The sequence below is a fragment of the Actinacidiphila rubida genome, assembly GCF_900110255.1.
Lineage (GTDB): Bacteria > Actinomycetota > Actinomycetes > Streptomycetales > Streptomycetaceae > Actinacidiphila > Actinacidiphila rubida.
This window is the reverse complement of sequence record NZ_FODD01000006.1, coordinates 240,338-256,840: the sequence shown is the minus strand read 5'-3', so window position 1 is coordinate 256,840 and position 16,503 is coordinate 240,338. Positions and strand designations below refer to the sequence as shown.

16 protein-coding genes are annotated in these 16,503 nt (G+C 73.3%); 10 read left to right on the top strand and 6 right to left on the bottom strand.

Annotation, left to right across the window (positions count from 1 at the left end; translation table 11 throughout):
- Nucleotides 1-66 precede the first annotated feature (66 nt).
- Complete coding sequence (locus BMW99_RS08485; protein WP_075016528.1) at nucleotides 67-1,575, bottom strand: MFS transporter; 1,509 nt, start codon at nucleotides 1,573-1,575, stop codon at nucleotides 67-69.
- 355 nt (nucleotides 1,576-1,930) lie between these two features.
- On the opposite strand from BMW99_RS08485, the gene BMW99_RS08480 reads away from it, so the two are divergent.
- Both BMW99_RS08480 and BMW99_RS08475 read left to right on the top strand, forming a co-directional pair.
- Nucleotides 1,931-2,638, top strand: a complete 708-nt coding sequence (locus BMW99_RS08480) for a DUF1707 SHOCT-like domain-containing protein (protein WP_069466908.1) — start codon at nucleotides 1,931-1,933, stop codon at nucleotides 2,636-2,638.
- A 401-nt stretch (nucleotides 2,639-3,039) separates the two neighbouring features.
- A complete protein-coding gene (locus BMW99_RS08475) occupies nucleotides 3,040-3,369 on the top strand; it encodes a WhiB family transcriptional regulator (protein WP_407640276.1) in 330 nt (109 codons plus the stop codon).
- A gap of 96 nt (nucleotides 3,370-3,465) precedes the next feature.
- On the opposite strand, the gene glpX is transcribed toward BMW99_RS08475, so the two are convergent.
- Nucleotides 3,466-4,500, bottom strand: coding sequence for a class II fructose-bisphosphatase (gene glpX / locus BMW99_RS08470; RefSeq protein ID WP_075016526.1), 1,035 nt, complete (start codon nucleotides 4,498-4,500; stop codon nucleotides 3,466-3,468).
- A 171-nt stretch (nucleotides 4,501-4,671) separates the two neighbouring features.
- On the opposite strand from glpX, the gene BMW99_RS08465 reads away from it, so the two are divergent.
- Nucleotides 4,672-5,211, top strand: a complete 540-nt coding sequence (locus tag BMW99_RS08465) for a DUF4245 domain-containing protein (RefSeq protein ID WP_322899721.1) — start codon at nucleotides 4,672-4,674, stop codon at nucleotides 5,209-5,211.
- Nucleotides 5,212-5,241: 30 nt separating this feature from the next.
- Here BMW99_RS08465 and BMW99_RS08460 read toward each other — a convergent pair whose 3' ends face one another.
- The 3 genes from BMW99_RS08460 to xseA all read right to left on the bottom strand — a co-directional run bounded on the left by BMW99_RS08460 (nucleotide 5,242) and on the right by xseA (nucleotide 7,603).
- Complete coding sequence (locus BMW99_RS08460) at nucleotides 5,242-5,835, bottom strand: malonic semialdehyde reductase (protein ID WP_069465197.1); 594 nt, start codon at nucleotides 5,833-5,835, stop codon at nucleotides 5,242-5,244.
- A gap of 154 nt (nucleotides 5,836-5,989) precedes the next feature.
- On the bottom strand, nucleotides 5,990-6,289 hold the full coding sequence (locus BMW99_RS08455; RefSeq protein ID WP_069465196.1) for an exodeoxyribonuclease VII small subunit: 300 nt from the start codon (nucleotides 6,287-6,289) through the stop codon (nucleotides 5,990-5,992).
- Between the two features lie 78 nt (nucleotides 6,290-6,367).
- The gene (gene xseA, locus BMW99_RS08450; RefSeq protein WP_069465195.1) at nucleotides 6,368-7,603 is read right to left on the bottom strand and encodes an exodeoxyribonuclease VII large subunit; all 1,236 of its coding nucleotides are present in this window, start codon (nucleotides 7,601-7,603) and stop codon (nucleotides 6,368-6,370) included.
- Between the two features lie 67 nt (nucleotides 7,604-7,670).
- Between xseA and BMW99_RS08445 the strand changes: the two genes are divergently transcribed.
- Complete coding sequence (locus BMW99_RS08445; protein WP_075016524.1) at nucleotides 7,671-8,663, top strand: 4-hydroxy-3-methylbut-2-enyl diphosphate reductase; 993 nt, start codon at nucleotides 7,671-7,673, stop codon at nucleotides 8,661-8,663.
- Between the two features lie 143 nt (nucleotides 8,664-8,806).
- Nucleotides 8,807-9,544: a polyphosphate--glucose phosphotransferase gene (ppgK, locus tag BMW99_RS08440; RefSeq protein WP_069467608.1), complete on the top strand. Its 738-nt coding sequence runs from the start codon at nucleotides 8,807-8,809 to the stop codon at nucleotides 9,542-9,544.
- Here the strand turns inward: ppgK and BMW99_RS08435 are convergent.
- Nucleotides 9,465-10,016 carry a DUF6542 domain-containing protein gene (locus tag BMW99_RS08435; protein ID WP_075016523.1) on the bottom strand — a complete coding sequence of 184 codons (552 nt, stop codon included), beginning with the start codon at nucleotides 10,014-10,016 and terminating at the stop codon, nucleotides 9,465-9,467. The genes ppgK and BMW99_RS08435 overlap by 80 nt on opposite strands.
- A 170-nt stretch (nucleotides 10,017-10,186) precedes the next feature.
- Between BMW99_RS08435 and ychF the strand changes: the two genes are divergently transcribed.
- The 5 genes from ychF (at nucleotide 10,187) to BMW99_RS08410 (ending at nucleotide 16,474) form a co-directional block, all read left to right on the top strand.
- Nucleotides 10,187-11,275: a redox-regulated ATPase YchF gene (ychF, locus tag BMW99_RS08430; RefSeq protein ID WP_069465274.1), complete on the top strand. Its 1,089-nt coding sequence runs from the start codon at nucleotides 10,187-10,189 to the stop codon at nucleotides 11,273-11,275.
- Between the two features lie 351 nt (nucleotides 11,276-11,626).
- Nucleotides 11,627-13,045: an ATP-binding protein gene (locus BMW99_RS08425; RefSeq protein WP_075016522.1), complete on the top strand. Its 1,419-nt coding sequence runs from the start codon at nucleotides 11,627-11,629 to the stop codon at nucleotides 13,043-13,045.
- Between the two features lie 88 nt (nucleotides 13,046-13,133).
- Entirely contained in the window at nucleotides 13,134-13,724 is a 591-nt protein-coding gene (locus tag BMW99_RS08420) for an ArsR family transcriptional regulator (protein WP_069463544.1), read from the top strand.
- Nucleotides 13,721-14,188 carry a hypothetical protein gene (locus BMW99_RS08415; protein ID WP_069463543.1) on the top strand — a complete coding sequence of 156 codons (468 nt, stop codon included), beginning with the start codon at nucleotides 13,721-13,723 and terminating at the stop codon, nucleotides 14,186-14,188. The genes BMW99_RS08420 and BMW99_RS08415 overlap by 4 nt, the downstream gene beginning before the upstream one ends.
- A 126-nt stretch (nucleotides 14,189-14,314) precedes the next feature.
- Nucleotides 14,315-16,474 (top strand): DEAD/DEAH box helicase, encoded by a 2,160-nt coding sequence (locus BMW99_RS08410; RefSeq protein WP_177226064.1) that lies wholly within the window; start codon nucleotides 14,315-14,317, stop codon nucleotides 16,472-16,474.
- The last annotated feature ends 29 nt before the right edge of the window (nucleotides 16,475-16,503 follow it).

Genomic DNA, 16,503 nt, shown 5'->3' with positions numbered 1-16,503 from the left:
GCTGAAGCGCATCCAGCGTAGAACCTCCACGCGGCCGTGAATCTGTGAGGTAGCGCTCACCCGCGGTCAGGCCGAAGCGGGCGGTGTGACGTCGGGTTCCCCGGGCCGGCCGTCGGCCGCCGAGGGCCCGTCCCCGGCCGGGGTCCCGGGCGCGGCCGAGGAGGGCCGGCCCTCGGCCGCCGAGGGCCCGGCATCTGCCTCGGCCCGCGGGGAGCCGGGCACCCCCTCCGCCCGCGGGGACGGCACGGCGGCCGGAGGGGCGGCACCCGCGCCGCGCATCGCCACCGCCGCGTACGCCCCGCCCGCCATCACCAGCAGACCCGCGACGGAGAAGATCGTGTCGATGGGACCGAGGTGCACCCCGGCCACCTCCGCGTCCAGGCCGTGCAGCCCGGTGCTCGCCAGCCAGCCGGACGCGGCCACGCCGACGAGCGAGGCGAGCTGCTGCACGGGGTTGATCACGGCGATGACCCGGCCCAGGTGCGACTGCGGCACCGCGGAGAGCAGCACGGGCGTCACCGCCGTGTTCAGTGCGGCCAGCGGCAGGCCGATCAGGGCCAGCGTCACCAGGGCCGGCCCGAGGCCGGTCAGCCGCGAGTACACCACCAGGCCCAGGCCGGTCAGCGCAAGCCCGGCGGCGAACACCCGGTGGGCGCCCAGCCGCACGGTCACCGCGGCCGCCACCAGCGCGCCTGCCACCAGCCCGAAGCCCAGCGCCATCTCCAGCGTGCCGTACCAGCGGGCGGCCGCGCCCAGGTTGTCGGTCACGAAGAAGACGTCGAGCGAGTTGAGCGCGCCGGTGCCGACGGTGGCCAGCGCGGCGCTGACGAGCAGCGCGGTGACGACGCGGCTGCCGGCCACCAGCCCCAGGCCCGCGACGAACTCCGCGCGCCACGAGCCGCGGAGTGCGCCGCCGGTGTGCGCGTCCGCGGCGCCCCGCCCGGGATCCGCGGCCTTGGCGTCCCGGCTCCGCACCCCGCCGATCCGCATCCTGCGCACGACCGCGAACGACACCAGGAACGACAGCGCGTTGAGCAGCAGCGCCCAGCGGACTCCGACCGCGAACAGCAGCGGGGCCGCCAGCGGCGGTCCCGCGATGGAGGCGATGGCCTGGGTGGCCTGGCCGATCCCGGCGGCCCGCGCCCGGTCGCCCGGCTCGACCACCTTGCCGACGAGCGCGAACCTGGCGGGGTTGAAGAACTGCGCGGCGCAGGTGGCCAGGAACACCGTCGCGTAGGCGGCGACGAGCACCGCGCCGTCCGGCAGCGTTCCGGCGGGCAGGAAGGCCACCACGGTCAGCGCGCCGGTCAGGGCGGCGCGTGTCAGGTCGGCCGCCATCATCGTCCGCCGCCGGTCCCACCGGTCGACGAACACCCCGGCGGGCGGGCCGACCAGCAACGTGGCGAGCGCGACGGCGACGATCAGCCCGGAGACCGCGACGGGGGCGTAGGAGCGGCCGGCCAGGACCACGGTGCCGATCCAGAGCGCGAGCGTCGTGTCGAAGACGAAGTCGCCCGTCTGGGAGATGAGTTGGCCGGTCCACAGCAGGCGGTAGTCCCGGTTGACGAGCATCATCCGAGCATTGTGGGCACCCGCGCGGCGCCTGTCACGAGTCGGTTCGCGGCCGCACCGGCGCGGTGCCGGAAGCGGAACCGGGACCAGCGCTGGAAGCGGAGCCGGGAGCAGCGTTGGAAGCGGAGCCGGACGCGGACCGTGAGCCGGGCCGGGAGCCGGGCGTGGGCCGGCCCGGGGCCCGAAGCGGACGTCGTGACGGGAGTCCCGGGGCGGCGCCCGGCTGTGGGCCGGGGACTCCGGCGGACCCTTGGCCTGTTCGGGGACGGGGAGGGGCGCCCCCTAGGGGGCGGTTCCGGGTGGGGTCCGGCGTGCCTCGGGGTAGTCGCGATCTATCGCGTCTGTGTACGGTGGCCGGGTGGATGAATCGCAGCTCCAGAAGCGCCCGCAGCAGCCGGCGGACCCGCCGGCCCGCACCAGCGTTCCGGCCGCCGTCGGCGGGGCGCCCGACCTGCGCGCCTCGGACGCCGACCGGGACCGGGTCGCCGACATCCTGCGGGACGCGCTCGCCGAGGGGCGGCTCGACGCGGCCGAGCACTCCGAGCGTCTGGACCGCGTCTACGCGGCCAAGACCGTGGGTGAACTGGAGCCGCTCATCAGGGACCTGCCGGCCGGCGCGGCCGCGCGGCCCGAACCGGTCCCCGCGCCACGGCAGTTCGCGCCCGACGCGGGCGGCGAGAACCCCAACCTGGTCGCCATCCTGGGCGGGTCCGAGCGCAAGGGGCGCTGGCGGGTGGGCAACAGGATCACCGCGGTGGCGATCCTGGGCGGCGTCGAGATCGACCTGACCGAGGCCACGTTCACCTCGCCCGAACTCGTCATCCACTGCACCGCCATCATGGGCGGCGTCAGCATCAGGCTGCCGGAGAACGTGACGCTGCGCGGCGGCGGTGTCGTCGGCATCATGGGCGGCTCCGACGTCAAGGCGTTCGAGGCGCCCGACCCGGGCGCGCCGGTGGTCCGGGTGGACGGGTTCGCGTTCTGGGGCGGTGTCGAGGCGAAGGCCAAGCGCGGCAAGAAGCTGGCCGACTGGACGAAGAAGGCCCAGCGGCGCCTCAGCGACTGAACCGGCCTCCTTGCACACCGTGTTCGGCGCGGGCGATCCCCGATAGGCCTTCCCGCAGGGCCCCCTTGCGTGCGGAGCCTCTCAACGGGCCGTGCCGAACGGCCTCTTCCGAACCGGCGCTCTCAAGCACCCCACCTCGCGCGGCCGTCCCGCGACCGCTCTCCCGCCCCGCCCGGACGCCGGCGGCGGCACCCTCGCGCTGAACTGCGGGCGTTGCCCCGGTGTGCCCGCGGCGAACACGGTGCGCATGAAGTCGCGCACAGCGGGTAGGGGATGGAGCACGCCGCCGCGCCGCTGCCCCCGGCGCGCCCCCACCGGGCGCCGGCCGGCGACGGGCAGAAGCGTGGCACTCGCCGAGCCGTCGTCAGGAGTTTCCCGTGCTTCAACCGATCGAGCCCGTCATGGACGCGTCCTTCCCGCCAGGCCACCCGCGGGATCTCGGCGGCCCATGGCACTCGGAGGCCGCCTGCCGCAGTGACGAGGCGGGGCTGTTCTTCGCCCCGTCCAAGGAGCCCACGGCGGCCCGGCTGTCCCGCGAGGAAGCGGCCAAGCGCGTCTGCGCCCGCTGCCCGGTGATGCTGGAATGCCGTGAACACGCCTTGCTGCAGCCCGAACCGTACGGCGTGTGGGGCGGCATGACCGCCGCCGAGCGCCGCGTGGTGCTGGCCAGGCGCAGGCGCCGCGAGGTCGAACTCCAGCGCCCCGCCCCGCAGATAGCCGCCGCGGGCTGACCTCCCGCCCCCACCGCCGCGTTCGGGAATACGGGGCCCGGGCGGGGCGGCAGGGGCGGGGTCGGTCCTGCTGGAGCCGGCCTGGTGGAGCCGGTCTCAGTGGGCGGCGCGGTCGAAGTCGACGGCGCTGTACGCGCGCAGCTTCGACAGCTGGTGCACCGAGTCGATCTGCCGGATCGTGCCGGACTTGGAGCGCATCACCAGGGACGAGGTGGTGGCCGTCTCCGCGCGGTAGCGCACGCCGCGCAGCAGTTCACCGTCCGTGATGCCGGTGGCGACGAAGAACACGTTGTCGCCGCTGACCAGGTCCGTGGTGTGCAGCACCCGGTCCAGGTCGTGCCCGGCGTCCAGCGCCTTGCGCTTCTCGGCGTCGTCCTTGGGCCACAGGCGGCCCTGGATCGTGCCGCCCAGGCAGGCGATCGCGCAGGCCGAGATGATGCCCTCGGGCGTGCCGCCGATGCCCATCAGCATGTCGACGCCGGTCCCGTCGCGGACCGCCATGATCGCGCCGGCCACGTCGCCGTCGGAGATGAACTTGATCCGGGCGCCGGTCTCGCGGATCTCCTGCACCAGCCGGTCGTGCCGCGGCCGGTCCAGCACCACGACGGTCACGTCCTCCGGAGCGCTGCCCTTGGCCTTGGCGACGCGGCGGATGTTGACCTCGGTGGGCGCGGTGATGTCGACGAACTCCGCGGCCTCGGGTCCGACCACGAGCTTGTCCATGTAGAAGACGGCCGACGGGTCGTACATCGTGCCGCGGTCGGCGACCGCCAGCACGGACACCGCGTTCGGCATGCCCTTGGCGGTGAGCGTGGTGCCGTCCACCGGGTCGACGGCGACGTCGCACTCGGCGCCGGTCCCGTCGCCGATCCGCTCGCCGTTGAAGAGCATCGGCGCTTCGTCCTTCTCGCCTTCGCCGATCACCACGACACCGTTCATCGAGACGGTGTGCACCAGGGTTCGCATCGCCTTGACGGCGGCGCCGTCCGCGCCGTTCTTGTCGCCGCGGCCGACCCACCGCCCGGCCGCCATCGCGGCGGCCTCGGTCACCCTGACCAGCTCCAGGGCGAGGTTGCGGTCGGGGGCCTCCGGGCTCACTTCGAGTTGCGGGGGCAAATGCTGCTCGGTCATCACAGCGCACCTTTCTGTACGAGGACGGCCGGAAATGAGGGTGCTGTGACCCTATCGGGTGCCCGCCAATATGAGCAGGGGGCATGTCACATGAGCGCCATGGTGACTCGGGCCGCGCGATGCCGCCACCCGGCGGTCGGGGCCCCTGGGGACATGGGGGACGATAGGGGCGTGGCAGCAGACAAGCGTGGCAACAAGACGGTGCGGGACCTCCTGCTCTCCCTGGTGGTCCTGGGCTTCGTCGTCTTCGTGATCTACCTCTTCATCCCGCACGACTCGCATGCCGACCCCGTCAAGGTGGTCCCGTTCTCGGTGGAACTCGGGCAGGCCCGGCGCGACGCGCCCTACCCGGTGGCCGGCCCCGAGGGCCTGAGCGCGGAGTGGCGCTCCACCTCTGTCACCTACAACGCCGGCGACCCGAAGAACGTGACCTGGCACGTCGGCTTCGTCGACCCCGACGAGCAGTACGTGGCGATCGAGCAGAGCAACGGCGCCGCGGACCCGTTCGTCGCCTCGGTCACGCTGGGCTCGCACCCCGCCGGCGGCGGCACGGTGACCGCCGGCGGCCACACCTGGGAGCGCTACACCGGCGGCCGCTACACCGCCCTGGTCCGCAAGGAGCCCAAGGTCACCACGGTCGTGCTCGGCACCGCGCCGCAGAGCCAGCTCACGCAGATGGCCGCCGCGCTGCAGGAGCGCGGCGGCCACTAGGCGCGGCCTGGGAAGGACCAGGCGGAAGGGTCAGACGGTCGTGACGACCTGGCCGTAGTCCAGGCGCGGGGAGCGCGGGAACCAGGCGTCCTCGCCCGGCTTGCCGATGTTCACCACGGCCAGCACCGAGTGCTCGCCGTCGGAGAAGAACTCCTTGTCGATGCCCGCGGCGTCGAAGCCCGTCATCGGGCCGGCGGCCAGGCCGGCGGCCCGCACGCCGATGATGAAGTAGCCGACCTGGAGTGCGGCGTTCAGCGCGGCGGAGCGCTCACGCACCGTGCGCTCGCTGAAGAAGACGTCCTTGGCCTGCGGGAAGTGCGGGAGCTGGGTGGGCAGCTCCTCGTGGAACTCGTTGTCGGCGGCCAGGATCGCGACCAGCGGGGCGCTCGCGGTCTTGGGCCGGTTGCCCTCGGCCATGTGCTGCAGCAGCCGCTCGCGCCCCTCGGGGGAGCGGACCAGCACCACGCGCAGCGGCTGCTGGTTGAAGGCGGTGGGGGCGTACTTCACCAGGTCGTAGATCGCCTGCACCTGCTCGTCGGTCACCGCTTCGTCGGTGAACGTGTTCGCCGTGCGGGCTTCACGGAAGAGGAGGTCCTGCGCGGCGGAGTCCAGCGCGAGGGTCATGGGGGGTCCCTGGCCTTTCGGGGGTGGATCAGTTGCTGACACCCTCCCCCAACATGGATGAGGATTCAATCATTCCGCTTTCAACTGTGACGCACTGCACTCATGTATGGCACATCTATATGGGCGAGCGTAGCCGCCGCCGGATCGGCACCGGTCAGCGCCTCGGGGTGTCCTCCGGGCCGGAGCCCGCGGCCGGCTCGCCCGCCTCCTCGGCGTCCACCGCGGCCTGCTCGGCGGCGCCCGCGGCCAGCTCGTCCGCCTCCTCGGCGGCCAGCGCGGCGTCCAGCCGGGCCCGCGCGCCCTCCAGCCAGCGGCGGCAGACCTTCGCGAGCTCCTCGCCGCGCTCCCACAGCGCGAGCGACTCCTCCAGCGTGGCGCCGCCCGCCTCCAGCTTGCGCACGACCTCCACCAGCTCGTCGCGCGCCTGCTCGTACCCCAACGTCCCATCCGCCATGGCTGCCACCCTATGACCTGCCTACGACGGCGCAGGGCCGCCCGGGCGGATCACCGTGCCGACGAGGCGCCCTTCGGGTCAGTCGGCGACGGGCCGTCCGGCGGGTCGGTCGGCGACGCGGACGGTGAAGCCGCCCTCGGCCACCCGCGCGCGCAGCTCCTCGCCCGGGCTGACGTCGTCCGCGGCCCGGACCACGCCGCCGTCCTGGTGCTGGAGCACCGCGTACCCGCGGCGCAGCGTCGCCGCCGGGGACAGTGCCACCACCCGGGCCAGGGTGTGCGCCAGATCCGCGTCCGCGCGCTCCAGCGCGTGCCGCAGCGCCCGCCGCCCCCGGTCGGCCCGGTCCGCGACCTCCGCGGCCCGCTCGTCGACCATCCGGTACGGCGCGGCCATCGACGGACGGCTCAGGGCCGCGGTCAGCCCCCGCTCCTCCCGGTCCAGCAGCCCGCGGATCACCCGCAGGGCCCGGTCCCGCACCTGCTGGACCCGGGCCAGCTCCTCCCGCACGTCGGGCACCACCCGCTTCGCCGCGTCCGTCGGCGTCGACGCGCGCAGGTCGGCGACCAGGTCCAGCAGCGGCGTGTCGGGCTCGTGCCCGATCGCGGACACCACCGGTGTGCCGCACTCCGCGACCGTGCGCACCAGCCGCTCGTCGGAGAACGGCAGCAGGTCCTCGACGCTGCCGCCGCCACGCGCCACGATGATCACGTCCACCTCGGGGTGCGCGTCCAGTGCCCGCACCGCCTCGATGATCCGCGGCACCGCGCTCGCGCCCTGCACCGGCACGTTGCGCACCTCGAACCGCACCGCCGGCCAGCGAAGCCTGGCGTTCTCCCGCACGTCCCGCTCGGCGGCCGACGCGCGGCCGGTCACCAGCCCGATCAGCTGCGGCAGGAACGGCACCGGGCGCTTGCGGTCCAGCGCGAACAGCCCCTCCGCCGCCAGCGTCCGCTTCAGCTGCTCCAGCCGGGCCAGCAGCTCGCCCATGCCCACCGGCCGGATCTCCGTCGCCCGCAGGGACAGCGTGCCGCGCGGCCCGTACCACTCGGGCTTGGCGTACAGCACGACGCGCGCGCCCTCCCCGACCACGTCGGCGACCTTCTCGAAGACGCCGCGGAAGCACGTCACCGGGATCGAGATGTCGTGCGAGGGGTCGCGCAGCGTCAGGAACACCACGCCCGCGCCCGGCCGCCGCGACAGCTGGGTGATCTGGCCCTCCACCCACACCGCGCCGAGCCGCTCGATCCAGCCGCCGATGAGCCGCGACACCTCGCCGACCGGGATCGGCGCCTCCGCCGTGGTGTTGAGAGCCATGACCGCACCCTAGTGCGCCCCGCCGACACCCCGACGGCGCCCGCGCCCGCCCCCGTACGATGGGCCCATGACCTCTGACTCCAGCCGCCGCGTCCTGCTCGCCGCCCCCCGCGGGTACTGCGCGGGCGTGGACCGCGCCGTCATCACCGTCGAGAAGGCGCTCGAGCAGTACGGCGCCCCGGTCTACGTGCGCAAGCAGATCGTGCACAACAAGTACGTCGTCCAGACCCTGGAGAAGAAGGGCGCGATCTTCGTCGACGAGACGGAGGAGGTGCCGGAGAACGCGATCGTGATCTTCTCCGCGCACGGCGTCGCGCCCGTCGTCCACGAGGAGGCCGCGCAGCGCAGCCTCGCCTCCATCGACGCGACCTGCCCGCTGGTCACCAAGGTCCACAAGGAAGCCCGCCGGTTCGCCGACTCCGACTACGACATCCTCCTCATCGGCCACGAGGGCCACGAGGAGGTCATCGGCACCATGGGCGAGGCCCCGGAGCGGATGCACCTCGTCGACGGCCCCGCGGACGCCGCGCACGTGCACGTGCGCGACGAGTCCAAGGTCGTCTGGCTGTCCCAGACCACGCTGTCCGTCGACGAGACGATGGAGACGGTGGACGCGCTCAAGGAGCGCTTCCCGCAGCTGCTCTCGCCGCCGAGCGACGACATCTGCTACGCCACCCAGAACCGCCAGGTGGCCGTCAAGCAGATCGCCGCCGAGGCCGACCTGGTCATCGTGGTGGGCTCCCGCAACTCCTCCAACTCGATCCGCCTGGTCGAGGTGGCCCTGCAGGCCGGCGCCGGCGCGTCGTACCTGGTGGACTTCGCCGAGGAGTGCGAGGACGCGTGGCTGGACGGCGTCGGCACCGTCGGCGTCACCTCCGGCGCCTCCGTCCCCGAGATCCTCGTCGACGGCGTGCTGGAGTGGCTGGCCGCCCGCGGCTTCGCGGACGTCCAGGTCGTCACCTCCGCACAGGAGTCGATCCAGTTCTCGCTGCCGAAGGAGCTGCGCCGCGACCTGCGCGCGGAGGCCGCGGAGAAGGCCGCGCACGCCGCGTCCGAGTAGGACGCGGACGGCACGTCCCGGACGCGGCGGCACACCCGCCGGGGACGGGCGGCACATCCGCCGCCGGGAAGTGGTGGTGGGACGCGGGTCGGCGGGTATCGGCCAAGAGGTGACGTTTTCCGTACACCCCTAACGTGGAGGCCATGAACGTGTTCGGTGTGGACATCGGCGGTACCGGCATCAAGGGCGCACCGGTCGACCTCGACCGGGGCGAACTCTCAGACGAGCGGTTCAAGGTCGCGACCCCGCATCCGGCGACACCGGACGCCGTGATCGAGGGCGTCCACGAGGTCGTCCGGCACTTCGGCCACACCGGGCCGCTGGGCGTGACGTTCCCCGGGGTGGTCGTCGAGGGCACCACCCGGACCGCGGCGAACGTGGACAGCGGCTGGATCGGCATCGACGCGCGCAAGCTGATCAGCGAGCGGCTCGGCCAGCCCGTGGTCGTCCTCAACGACGCGGACGCGGCCGGTGTCGCCGAGGTGACGTTCGGCGCGGGCCGCGGCCGTGGCGGCGTGGTCATCATGCTCACCCTCGGCACCGGCATCGGCAGTGCCCTGTTCGTCGACGGCCGCCTGGTGCCCAACACCGAGCTCGGCCACCTGGAGCTGCACGGCCACGACGCGGAGACGCGCGCCTCGGTGAAGGCGCGCGAGGACCACGACCTGAGCTGGGAGCACTGGGCGCACCGGCTGCAGAAGTACCTCGCGCACGTCGAGATGCTCTTCTCTCCAGGCCTGTTCGTGATCGGCGGCGGGATCAGCCGCAAGGCCGACAAGTTCCTGCCGCTGATCGAGGGGATCACCGCCGAGATCGTTCCCGCCGAGCTGCAGAACTCCGCGGGGATCGTCGGCGCCGCGATGGCAGCCGCAAAGCTCTGACCCCGGCGATCAGGGCGGCCAGGGCGGTCCCGGCGTACAGCCAGCCGGTCATCGTGGCCAGCCCGGTGAACACGCCGATCAGGTGCCCGGCCAGGCCGCCGCCGCCGCTGTCGCCGGTGAGCGTGATGCCCACCGCGAAGGCGATCGGCGCGGCCACCGGCCCGGCCACCAGGTCGTAGGGCCGCACGCACAGCGCGCCGGCGACGCTCGCGGCGAGGAACACCAGCCCGAACAGCACGCCGGGGCCGTCGAACAGGAACGAGTCGACGGCCCCGCCGAGCACCGTGACCAGGGTGGTGAGCAGCCCCGTGCCCAGGCCGGTGAGCCGTGGGCGCGGACGCTGGATCGCGCGCAGCCTGCGCAGCGCGGCGGGGATCGGACGGGTGGGGGGCGGTGGGGGGTGGTAGACCCCGGCGGCGGCTTCTCCGCTGGGCGCAGGCCCGGTGCCCGTGCGCGCAGTGTGTTGATCCACCTACGTACAGTAGGCACGCTCGCGGGATGATCGCATGGCGGGACACGCGTTTTCCCCCGCGTGGGGGCGGTGTTCGACGGGCGGCCGGGGGAGCGGGGCACGGACCGTAGACTGGACGCCGTCCCTCTCGCGCCTGCTCGCTGTTCTCGGCCTTAACGGAAGTCGCCAACGTGTCGCTCACCATCGGAATCGTCGGCCTGCCGAACGTCGGCAAGTCGACGCTCTTCAACGCCCTGACCAAGAACGACGTCCTGGCGGCCAACTACCCGTTCGCCACGATCGAGCCCAACGTGGGCGTCGTGGGCGTTCCCGACCCGCGGCTGGCCAAGCTCGCCGAGCTGTTCTCCTCCGCGCGGGTGCTGCCGGCCACCGTCGACTTCGTGGACATCGCGGGCATCGTCCGGGGCGCCTCCGAGGGCGAGGGCCTGGGCAACAAGTTCCTGGCGAACATCCGCGAGTCCGACGCGATCTGCCAGGTCATCCGGGCGTTCAAGGACGAGAACGTGGTGCACGTCGACGGCAAGGTGTCGCCCAAGGATGACATCGAGACGATCAACACCGAGCTGATCCTCGCCGACCTGCAGACCATCGAGAAGGTGCTGCCCCGGCTCCAGAAGGAGTCGCGCATCAAGAAGGACGTCGCCCCGAAGGTCGCGGCCGTCGAGGAGGCCCAGGCGATCCTGGAGCGCGGCGACACCCTCTTCTCCCAGGGCGTCCTGCAGGGCAGCGAGCGCGCCGCCCTCCTCCACGACCTCCACCTGCTCACCACCAAGCCGTTCCTCTACGTCTTCAACGTCGACGAGGACGAGCTGACCGACGACGCCTTCAAGGCCGAGCAGCGCGCGCTGGTCGCCCCGGCCGAGGCGATCTTCCTCAACGCCAAGCTGGAGGCGGACCTCGCCGAGCTCGACGAGGACGACGCCATGGAGCTCCTGGAGTCCGTCGGTGCGACCGAGCCGGGCCTGGCCACGCTCGCCCGCGTCGGCTTCGAGACCCTCGGCCTCCAGACGTACCTCACCGCCGGCCCCAAGGAATCCCGCGCCTGGACCATCAAGCGCGGCGCCACCGCCCCCGAGGCGGCCGGCGTCATCCACACGGACTTCCAGAAGGGCTTCATCAAGGCCGAGGTCATCTCCTTCGCCGACCTCGTCGCCACCGGCTCCGTCGCCGAGGCCCGCGCCAAGGGCAAGGCCCGCATGGAGGGCAAGGAGTACGTCATGCAGGACGGCGACGTGGTGGAGTTCCGCTTCAACGTGTGAGCGGATGGATCAACGCCGTGTCGCTGACGTGGCAAACATGCAGGTCAGAAGGGGCCCACTTCTCCGGAGGCGGGCCTCCGCCCCATCGCGTGCTGGATGGGGCACGCGAACCATGAGGCCGTCGAGATCGTCTCCAAGCACGCGCGAAACGGCGGCGTCCCAGTCCTCGAAAGAGTCGCTCTTCGGGTCGATGGGGCGCCAGGCGGGGTCGAGCGGTGCGCAGGCAGTCCCTCCGGGTCGGGCCCCCGCGTGGTGGTGGGTCGGTGCGGTGGCGGGTTCTCGGGCCGTCATGGGTGCTAACGTCGATGTTACTAACATCGACGTTAGTTTCATGGGTGGAGGTCGGCGGACGTGGCGGACTTCGTGGGGCGCCGGCAGGAGCTGGCGACGCTGGAGCGGGAGCTGGGGAAGGTGGCCGCGGGGGTCGGGGGAGAGCGGCCCGGTCGCTGCGTGATGCTGCGCGGGCGGCGCCGGGTGGGTAAGTCGCGGCTGGTCGAGCGGTTCGCGGAGCGCTCCGGGGCCCCGTTCCTGTTCTATGCGGCGACCGGCGCGTCCCCCGGGGACGATCTGGCGCGGCTGGCCCGGGACGCCCAGGTGTCGACGCTGCCGCTGGCGGGTCTGGTGGCCGCCGCGCGTCCGGAGAGCTGGGACGCCGCGTTCGACGTGCTGGCCGCTGCGCTGCCCGCCGACCGGGCGAGCGTGCTGGTCATCGACGAGGTGCCCTACCTGATGGATGCCGGCGGGGCTTTCGAGGGGATGCTGCAGCGAGCCTGGGACCGGGTGCTGGAGACCAAGCCGGTGCTGCTCGTGCTGATCGGCTCCGACCTGTCGATGATGGAGGCACTGAACAGCTACGGACGCCCCTTCCACCAGCGCGGCCGGGAGATGGTGCTGGGCCCGCTGAACCCCGCCGAGGTGGGGCGGATGCTCGGGCTCGATCCGGCGGAGGCGTTCGACGCCGCGCTGGTCACCGGTGGGCTGCCGTTGATCTGCGCGGAGTGGCCGCGCGGCGCGGGGCTGTGGGATTTCCTCGGCGAGGCGCTGAGCGATCCGGTCTCGGCCCTGCTGGTGTCGGCGGAACGCTCGCTGGCCGCCGAGTTCCCCCCGCAGGCCCAGGCGCGTACGGTCCTCGCGGCCATCGGCAGCGGCGAGCGGACCTTCACCAACATCGCGCGTGCGGCCGGCGGAATCGGTGCCACGCCGCTGCAGCGGGCGCTGGAACTGCTGGCGGACAAGCGGATCGTCGCCGCGGAGCTGCCCGTGTCGCTGCGCCCCTCGAAGGACCGCCGCTACCGCGTGACCGATCCCTACCTGCGGTTCTGGCTGTACCTGCTCGGCCCGTCGATGGAGGAGATCGAGCGCGGGCGGGGCGACCTGACGCTGGCGCGGATCCGGGAGAAGTGGACCAGTTGGCGTGGCCGGGCGGTCGAGCCGCTCGTCCGCGAGGCACTCGCCCGCCTGCTGCCCGACGACCGGCTCCCCGCGGCCCCCGCGGTGGGCGGCTACTGGACCCGCACCAATGACGTCGAGATCGACATCGTCGGGGCGGACCGCGCGCCCGTCGCCAGGGAGCTGCTCTTCGTCGGCTCCGTCAAGTGGCTGGAGCGCTCACCCTTCGACCGTCACGACCTCGCGTCCCTCCATCGCCACCGGGCCGCCCTCACCGATGATCCCGTCCCGGTCCTGGCGGTCTCGCGCAGCGGAGCCGACTGCGCGGGGCTCGACGCCGTCTACCGGCCAAGCGATCTGCTGGCCGCCTGGTCGTTGTGAGGGGCGGCGCATCAGGAGGGGGGTCGCTGTTCGTGTGGGGAGCGGCACCGATGGTGACTTTCATTGGGCGCAGGATATCCTGCGCCCAATGAAAGTATCGCCGAGTCTGCTGCCCATCCTGCGGTCCCGCACGCAGGGTGAACTGCTCGCGCTCGTGCTCCTGCATCCGGAGCGGGAGTACGGCATCACCGAGCTCGCGGGTGATCTCGGTGTGACGCCGACGGCGGTGCTGCGCGAGGTCGAGCGGCTGGTGGGCGCCGGGATCCTGGCCGACCGGAGGGTGGGGCGGAGCCGGCTCGTGACGGCGCGCACGGACACCCCGCTGTACGGGCCGCTGAGCGAGCTCATGTCCGTGTCCTTCGGGCCCGTGCCCGTGCTCACGGAGGCGCTGTCCGGCCTGGCCGGGGTGCGGGAGGCGTACATCTACGGTTCCTGGGCCGCCCGATACCACGGCGAGGCGGGGCCGCCCCCGGCCGACGTCGACGTCCTGGTGGTGGGCGCGTCCGATCCCGACGTGCTCTTCGACCTCGCCGAGCACGCCTCCCGGCAGCTGCACCGCGAGGTCACGGTCCATCGGGTGTCGGCTGAGGCGTGGGCCGCGCCCACGGACGATCCGTTCCTCACCAGCGTGCGTGAACGCCCGCTGGTCCGGCTGGAGTTGAGCCAGGAGGCGCAGTGACGCAGTGGCATCAGGGGCGGACGACGATCGACGCGCTGCTCGGCAGCGGCCGGCTCGAGCGCGTCCCCGCCTCCCGGCAGGCCGCGGAGAGCGAGCTGGTCCGGTCGCGCACCCACGTCGGCTCCGCGCGGCAGCTGATGGCCACGGACCCGGAGGGCGCGTACACGCTCGCGTACGATGCCGCACGCCGGGCGCTGGCGGCCGTGCTGCAGAACCAGGGCCTGCGGGCCACGAGCCGGGGCGGGCACGTGGCCGTCTACGAGGCGGTCCGGGCGCAACTCGACCCGCCTCTGGGCTCCGTCCTGCGCCCCTTCAACCGCATGCGCGCCCGGCGCAACGAGGTCGAGTACCGCTCGTCCGAGACGCCCGCGGTCACCGCCGAGGAGGTCGCGGCCGACGTGTCCAAGGTCGAGGCGCTCGTCGAACTCGCGGAGAAGGCGATCCCGACGATGCCAGGCTACTGAGCGGGTCCGGGCAAGGGGATCCGGGCGAGCGTGTCCGGGCGGGAAGGTCCGGGCGAGCGTGCCCGGGCGGGAAGGTCCGGGCGAGCGTGCCCGGGCGAGAGGGTCCGGGCGAGAGGGGCGGAGAACGTGGGGCAGGCGGAGCGGCAGGCGATCGCGCGCGGGCGACGGCTCCACGCGGCGGCGCAGGCGGTCCGCGGGGACCACGCCGCGGCGGTCGAGGCGGTGCGGGCGGCGCTGAAGCCGATGCACGACGCGGAGGTCGGGCGGGCACTCGACGCCATCCCCGTCGCGCGACTGCAGGACGTCACCGAGGGACGCCTGCGGTTGGGCAACGTCGAGAAGAGCGGGCTGGACACCGTGGGCCGGGTGCTCGAAGCGGGCCCCTACCGGCTGCGGCAGATCCCCGGCGTCGGGCAGCGCACCGTCGACCAGATGCTCGCCGCGGCCCGCCGGCTGGCCGAGGCCGTGCACGAGACGGCGGCCGTCCACCTCGACGTGGACCGGCCCGAACCGCGCTCCACCGCGCTCGTCATCGCCCTGCACCTCCTGGTGGAGGCCGGCCCGGACGCCCGGCGCGCGGTGGACCGGGCCGCGGAGGTGTCGGACGGGCTCGGCCCCCTGCTGGCCGAGGCCGGGCCCGCCGCCGGACGGATCCGGATGCTCCTGTCGGGCCGGCACAAGCGGGCACGCGCCCTCGCGGCGGTCGCCGGGATCCGCGCGCTCGCGGACGAGGCGGACCGCGCGGGCCTGCCCGAACTGCTCGCGCAGACCTCGGTGAACCTGTTGCGCGGCCCCGCCTCCGACGTCGCCGCCTGGGTGGACTTCGAGAGCCGCTCCACCGAGTACTACGGCCTGCTCGCCGAGATCTCCGGGCGGCAGCCCGACACGGCCGCCGCCGAGGGCTTCCTGCCGGACGACGTCACCGAGCGGGTGCGGACCCAGCAGCTCGACGACACGCACCTGCGGGTCTCCCTGCGCGGCTACCAGGCGTTCGGCGCGCGCTTCGTCCTCGCCCAGCGCAAGGTGATACTCGGCGACGAGATGGGGCTCGGCAAGACCGTCGAGGCCATCGCCGTGCTGGCCCACCTGGCCGCCGAGGGCCAGAGCCACTTCATGGTGGTCTGCCCCGCGAGCGTCCTCGTCAACTGGACCCGGGAGATCGAGGCCCGCAGCGCGCTGCGCGTGATGGTGCTCCACGGTCCCGACCGGCACGACGCGTTCGCCGACTGGAAGGGTCGCGGCGGGGTCGCGGTGACGACCTTCGAGGCGTTGCGCGGATTCCCCGAGCCGGGCGGCGGAGAGGTCGGGCTGCTCGTCGTCGACGAGGCGCACTCGGTGAAGAACCCGAAGGCCAAGCGGTCGCAGGCGGTGGCGCTGTGGGCCGGGCACTGCGAGCGCGCGCTGTTCATGACCGGAACGCCGATGGAGAACAGGGTCGCGGAGTTCCGCAACCTCGTCGGGATGCTGGACCCCGACATCGCGGACGCCCTGGAGGAGGGCGACGCCCTGGCCGGCTCCGTGGCCTTCCGCGCCGCCGTCGCCCCGGTCTACCTGCGACGCAACCAGGTGGACGTGCTGACCGAACTCCCCAGCCTCCAGCGGACCGACGAATGGGAGGAGTTGAGCGCGTCCGATGAGCAGGCGTACCGCGAGGCGGTCCGCGCGGGCAACTTCATGGCCATGCGGAGGGCCGCGTATCTGCGGCCCGCGGAGTCGGCCAAGCTGGACCGCCTCCGCGAGATCGTCCGGGAGGCCGGCGAGAACGGCCAGAAGACCGTGGTCTTCTCCTACTTCAAGGACGTGCTGGGCGTGGTGCGGGACGCGCTCGCCGCGGGCGCGGCGGAGGGCGCGCCGACGTTCGGCCCGCTCACCGGTGGCGTGCCGCCCGCCCGCCGGCAGGCGGTCGTCGACGACTTCGCCGGCGTCGCGGGCCCCGCCGTGCTCCTGGCGCAGATCCAGGCCGCGGGGGTGGGCCTCAACCTGCAGGCCGCGTCCGTCGTCGTCCTCTGCGAGCCCCAGATCAAACCGACGATCGAGCACCAGGCGGTGGCCCGGGCCCATCGCATGGGCCAGGTCAGGCCGGTGCGGGTGTACCGCCTCCTGGCGACCGGGGGCGTGGACGAACGCCTGGTGACGATGCTGGAGGCCAAGACCCGGCTGTTCGACGCCTACGCGCGCCGCAGCGCCATGGCCGAGGCCACCCCGGACGCGGTCGACGTCTCGGACGTCGAACTGGCGCGCCGGATCGTGGAGGAGGAGCAGGCGCGCCTGGGCGTGGCGGAGTGATGGCCGGGAGCGAACGGCTACGCCCCCGG

Bases quoted from the DNA above. Each gene is read 5' to 3' on its own strand.
- BMW99_RS08485 (WP_075016528.1), bottom strand. From the start codon at position 1,575: ATGATGCTCGTCAACCGGGACTACCGCCTGCTGTGGACCGGCCAACTC.
- BMW99_RS08475 (WP_407640276.1), top strand. From the start codon at position 3,040: ATGGACGCGTCCTTCCCGCCAGGCCACCCGCGGGATCTCGGCGGCCCA.
- glpX (WP_075016526.1), bottom strand. From the start codon at position 4,500: ATGACCGAGCAGCATTTGCCCCCGCAACTCGAAGTGAGCCCGGAGGCC.
- BMW99_RS08460 (WP_069465197.1), bottom strand. From the start codon at position 5,835: ATGACCCTCGCGCTGGACTCCGCCGCGCAGGACCTCCTCTTCCGTGAA.
- BMW99_RS08455 (WP_069465196.1), bottom strand. From the start codon at position 6,289: ATGGCGGATGGGACGTTGGGGTACGAGCAGGCGCGCGACGAGCTGGTG.
- xseA (WP_069465195.1), bottom strand. From the start codon at position 7,603: ATGGCTCTCAACACCACGGCGGAGGCGCCGATCCCGGTCGGCGAGGTG.
- BMW99_RS08445 (WP_075016524.1), top strand. From the start codon at position 7,671: ATGACCTCTGACTCCAGCCGCCGCGTCCTGCTCGCCGCCCCCCGCGGG.
- ppgK (WP_069467608.1), top strand. From the start codon at position 8,807: ATGAACGTGTTCGGTGTGGACATCGGCGGTACCGGCATCAAGGGCGCA.
- BMW99_RS08420 (WP_069463544.1), top strand. From the start codon at position 13,134: ATGAAAGTATCGCCGAGTCTGCTGCCCATCCTGCGGTCCCGCACGCAG.